General features: G+C 48.1%; 2 tRNA genes and 3 rRNA genes. All 5 read right to left on the bottom strand.

Features of this window, described 5'->3' with window-relative positions:
• Positions 1 to 107, bottom strand: a 5S ribosomal RNA gene (rrf, locus tag LI114_RS12980); the annotation flags it as partial.
• 63 nt (positions 108 to 170) lie between these two features.
• Positions 171 to 3003 (bottom strand): 23S ribosomal RNA (locus LI114_RS12975).
• 224 nt (positions 3004 to 3227) lie between these two features.
• A tRNA-Ile gene (locus tag LI114_RS12970) sits at positions 3228 to 3301 on the bottom strand.
• A gap of 42 nt (positions 3302 to 3343) precedes the next feature.
• Positions 3344 to 3419 (bottom strand) — tRNA-Ala (locus tag LI114_RS12965).
• A gap of 155 nt (positions 3420 to 3574) precedes the next feature.
• Positions 3575 to 5086 (bottom strand): 16S ribosomal RNA (locus LI114_RS12960).
• Positions 5087 to 5733: the final 647 nt, after the last annotated feature.

Below are 5733 nucleotides of genomic sequence, written 5' to 3'. Positions count from 1 at the left end.
TACCTATCTTTCCAGCCCGTTGCCAGGCAAGTATTTTCGGCGTAGATGAGCTTAACTTCTGTGTTCGGCATGGGAACAGGTGGGACCTCATCGCAATCATCACCGACTTTTTAAAGACCGTTTTAACAGCCTCAAAATTGAATAAGAAAACTTCTTTCAAATCATAAACTAAGGTTAAGCCCTCGACCGATTAGTACTCGCTAGCTGAATGTGTTACCACACTTACACTTTGAGCCTATCAACCCGGTAGTCTTCCGGGGGTCTTACTCCTTTAAGGATGGGATATCTTATCTTAAGGGCGGCTTCACGCTTAGATGCCTTCAGCGTTTATCCGTTCCGCACATAGCTGCCCAGCTGTGCCACTGGCGTGACAACTGGTGCACCAGAGGTGCGTCCATCCCGGTCCTCTCGTACTAGGGACAGCTCCTTGCAAATATCCTACGCCCACGACAGATAGGGACCGAACTGTCTCACGACGTTCTGAACCCAGCTCGCGTACCGCTTTAATTGGCGAACAGCCAAACCCTTGGGACCGAATACAGCCCCAGGATGCGATGAGCCGACATCGAGGTGCCAAACCTCCCCGTCGATGTGGACTCTTGGGGGAGATCAGCCTGTTATCCCCAGGGTAGCTTTTATCCGTTGAGCGACGGCATTTCCACTCACATACCGCCGGATCACTAACTCCAACTTTCGTTACTGCTCGAACCGTCATTCTCGCAGTTAGGCTCGCTTTTGCGTTTACACTCTGATGCATGGTTTCCATCCATGCTGAGCGAACCTTTGAGCGCCTCCGTTACTGTTTAGGAGGCGACCGCCCCAGTCAAACTGCCCACCTAACAATGTCCCCCGACTTGATTCAAAGCCGCAGGTTAGAATTCCAGCACTCCAAGAGTGGTATCCCAAGGTCGACTCCACATCAGCTGACGCCAATGCTTCCTAGTCTCCCACCTATCCTGTACATGAAATACCGAAATCCAATATTAGGCTACAGTAAAGCTCCATGGGGTCTTTCCGTCTAGTCGCGGGTAACCGGCATCTTCACCGGTACTACAATTTCGCCGGGCGGGTTGTTGAGACAGTGCCCAGATCATTACACCATTCGTGCGGGTCAGAACTTACCTGACAAGGAATTTCGCTACCTTAGGACCGTTATAGTTACGGCCGCCGTTTACCGGGGCTTCAATTCAATGCTCTCACATCTCCTCTTAACCTTCCGGCACCGGGCAGGTGTCAGCCCCTATACGTCATCTTTCGATTTAGCAGAGACCTGTGTTTTTGATAAACAGTTGCCTGGGCCTATTCTCTGCGACCTGCTCTCGCAGGCACCCCTTATTCCGAAGTTACGGGGTCAACTTGCCGAGTTCCTTAACAACCCTTCTCCCGTTGGCCTTAGAATCCTCTTCCTATCTACCTGTGTCGGTTTGCGGTACGGGCGCCTTAGCATACCATGCAGCTTTTCTTGTCTTCGTCCAGACTTGCTTCCCTACTAATTTTCGGTCCCTTTCGACCGGGTCAACCATCGCCCGGCTCAAGTCCTTTCAAAGCGTCCCTGCATTTAAGTTTCGGCGGCTACGGAATTTCAACCGTATGTGCATCGGCTACGCATTTAAGCCTCACCTTAGCTCCCGGCTTACCCTGAGCGGACGAACCTTCCTCAGGAAACCTTAGATTTTCGGCCATTATGATTCTCACATAATTCTCGCTACTCATTCCGGCATTCTCACTTCTGTAAAGTCCACCAGCGCTTCCGCTCTGACTTCACCCCTTACACAACGCTCTCCTACCACTGTGTCATAAGACACAATCCTAAGCTTCGGTATACTGTTTAGCCCCGTTGAATTTTCGGCGCAGAGTCACTCGACCAGTGAGCTATTACGCACTCTTTTAATGTATGGCTGCTTCTAAGCCAACATCCTGGTTGTTTATGCAATTCCACATCCTTTTCCACTTAACAGTATTTAGGGACCTTAGCTGTAGATCTGGGCTCTTTCCCTTTCGACAACGAAACTTATCTCACGCTGTCTGACTCCCGTAAAACAATTATCCGGCCTTCTTAGTTTGATAAGGTTCAGTAATCTCTCGACCCCTAGCCTATTCAGTGCTTTACATCCGGTAATCTATTACGAGGCTAGCCCTAAAGCTATTTCGGAGAGAACCAGCTATATCCGAGTTCGATTGGAATTTCTCCGCTACCCACATCTCATCGCCGGCCTTTTCAACGGACGTGCGTTCGGCCCTCCATGGAGTTTTACCTCCACTTCAGCCTGGACATGGGTAGGTCACACGGTTTCGGGTCTATTGCATACGACTTAACGCCCTTTTCAGACTCGCTCTCGCTTCGGCTCCGAGCCTTAAGCTCTTAACCTCGCCGCATACAATAACTCGCCGGACCATTCTACAATAGGTACCCGATCACACGTTGATGTGCTCTCGGTGCTTGTAAGCACAGGGTTTCAGGTTCTTTTTCACTCCCCTCCCGGGGTTCTTTTCACCGTTCCTTCACAGTACTATTCGCTATCGGTCATTGGGTAGTATTTAGGCTTAGAGGGTGGTCCCCCTATCTTCCCACGGGGTTTCACGTGTCCCGCGGTACTCCGGATCCGACTCGCTCATTCTCACTTCGCTTACATGACTCTCACATTCTTCGGTATGTCTTCCCATACATTTCAGCTCGCTCAAATGAATACTAAATGTCGTCCAAAACCCCGGATGTATTGCTACTTCCGGTTTAGCCTCTTCCGCTTTCGCTCGCCACTACTCACAGAATCTCGGTTGATTTCTCTTCCTCGCCCTACTTAGATGTTTCAGTTCAGGCGGTTCCCCTCATACAGCTATTTTATTCACTGTATGATGCATGAGCTTCACTCATGCGGATTGCTCCATTCGGATATCTGCGGATCAATTCATGCTTGCTGATCCCCGCAGCTTTTCGCAGCTTACCACGTCCTTCTTCGGCTCCCAATGCCAAGGCATTCTCCCTGCGCTCTTATTAGCTTAACCATTTGAATTATGATTTGAATTCTCTCTAGCAATTTTCTTGCTACAGTTGTTTTAAGCAAATATTGCAGTTTGATAAAAATCTCTTTTTATCACCCGACTTAAATCTTTCGATTTTTGTCGTTTAATTTTCCTCATTTGCATTACTTTGTTTTCTTATTCAATTTTCAAGCTGCTTGCCTTTTAGGAAACTTGTTCCCTTCTCGGTCTTCGTCCTCTCGGACTAGTGGGCACAAATGGACTCGAACCATCGACCTCACGCTTATCAGGCGTGCGCTCTAACCACCTGAGCTATGCGCCCATTCGGTTAAACCTCTTTGGCTCTTCCTCTCTCTGTCCCCTTTGGTGGAGATGAGGAGGATCGAACTCCTGACCCCCTGCGTGCAAGGCAGGTGCTCTCCCAGCTGAGCTACACCCCCGTTTAGGGTTTCATCCATGCCGGATGTCAGAGATTTTCCCTTGTGCTTCTTGTAAAGATACCTTATTAGGCACCCTCAAAATTGAACAACTTCCAACGCTTAACTCTTGTCTGACCGGAGTTTCAAACCTTTTCTTTCGGTTTGTTTCTCCTTAGAAAGGAGGTGATCCAGCCGCACCTTCCGATACGGCTACCTTGTTACGACTTCACCCCAGTCATCGATCCCACCTTCGGCAGCGCCCTCCTTGCGGTTAGGCTACTGACTTCGGGTGTTACCAACTCCCATGGTGTGACGGGCGGTGTGTACAAGGCCCGGGAACGTATTCACCGCGGCATGCTGATCCGCGATTACTAGCAATTCCGACTTCATGTAGGCGGGTTGCAGCCTACAATCCGAACTAAGACTGCTTTTGGGGATTTGCTCCACATCACTGCTTAGCTTCCCTCTGTTTACAGCCATTGTAGTACGTGTGAGGCCCAGGTCATAAGGGGCATGATGATTTGACGTCATCCCCACCTTCCTCCGTTTTGTCAACGGCAGTCTGTCTAGAGTGCTCTTGCGTAGCAACTAAACATAAGGGTTGCGCTCGTTGCGGGACTTAACCCAACATCTCACGACACGAGCTGACGACAACCATGCACCACCTGTCTTCACGTTCCCCGAAGGGCACTCCAAAATCTCTTTCGGATTCGATCGATGTCAAGACCTGGTAAGGTTCTTCGCGTTGCTTCGAATTAATCCACATACTCCACTGCTTGTGCGGGCCCCCGTCAATTCCTTTGAGTTTCAGTCTTGCGACCGTACTCCCCAGGTGGATTACTTATTGTGTTAACTGCGGCACGGAAGGGGTCAGTCCCCCCACACCTAGTAATCATCGTTTACGGCGTGGACTACCAGGGTATCTAATCCTGTTTGCTCCCCACGCTTTCGAGCCTCAGCGTCAGTTAAAGCCCAGTAAGCCGCCTTCGCCACTGATGTTCCTCCTAATATCTACGCATTTCACCGCTACACTAGGAATTCCGCTTACCTCTACTTCACTCAAGAACAGCAGTTTCAAATGCAGGTCAGGGGTTGAGCCCCTAAATTTCACATCTGACTTGCCGTCCCGCCTACACTCCCTTTACACCCAGTAATTCCGGACAACGCTCGCTCCCTACGTATTACCGCGGCTGCTGGCACGTAGTTAGCCGGAGCTTTCTGAACAGGTACCGTCATTATCGTCCCTGTACACAGAGGTTTACAATCCGAAAACCTTCTTCCCTCACGCGGCATCGCTGCATCAGAGTTTCCTCCATTGTGCAATATTCCCCACTGCTGCCTCCCGTAGGAGTCTGGGCCGTGTCTCAGTCCCAATGTGGCCGTTCAACCTCTCAGTCCGGCTACTGATCGTCGGCTTGGTGGGCCGTTACCTCACCAACTACCTAATCAGACGCGAGCTCATCTTTCAGCGATAAATCTTTGATAGTAAAAACATGCGAATTTACTATGTTATGCGGTATTAACGATCGTTTCCAATCGGTATCCCCCTCTGAAAGGCAGATTGCTCACGTGTTACTCACCCGTCCGCCACTAAGTCATCTAAGCAAGCTCAAATAACTTCGTTCGACTTGCATGTGTTAAGCGTGCCGCCAGCGTTCGTCCTGAGCCAGGATCAAACTCTTAATAAAGTTGTATCCTAATGTTGATCTCTCAACAATTATGATCTCAGTACGTCCATATCAATTTCTTGCGAAATCACTGACGTTTTAAATCTTGTATTTTTCAGTCTTTACTTGACTTCTCTTACTTTTCTCAAAGTAATTTACAAGGGTTTTGTATTCGTTAGTCATTGTTCAATTTTCAAGATGCCTTACAATCAAAAATGTTCTTTTTCGATTCAGCTCTCTGTTTTCTCACTTGGTTTTTAGTTCCTCGTGAAGAGCACTTATCTATTATATCACATTTTCTTTTGTTTGTCAACCCTTTATTTTGTAAACTCTTTATGAACAAGTTTTAGGCTTTATTCATAATTTTGTTCGTTTACCTTTATTCCTTACTAACTTCGCTTACGCTCGTTAGTGGCGGGTCAACTATTTTATTATATCACTTTATCACTTATTTGTCAATTAACTTCGTTTTAAAAGTTTTTGAACAAATTGTTAAGCGGTTAAGTAATACTCACTCTGTTAACTGCTGTTCTTTAGAACTTTGCTCTGAACTACTCTCCTCTGACTTTCCTCGGCTCCCGCCGCTTGTTTTTCAGTGCCTTTCGTTCCGCCGTCCCTGACAGCTTTATTATTATATCACTCTTTTTCCTTCTTGTCAACTCTTTTTT

Source organism: Ruminococcus sp. 210702-SL.1.03 (assembly GCF_020559915.1).
Classification (GTDB): Bacteria; Bacillota; Clostridia; order Oscillospirales; family Ruminococcaceae; genus YE71.
The sequence above is the reverse complement of the archived record's forward strand: the minus strand, read 5'-3'. Positions and strand labels throughout refer to the sequence as shown.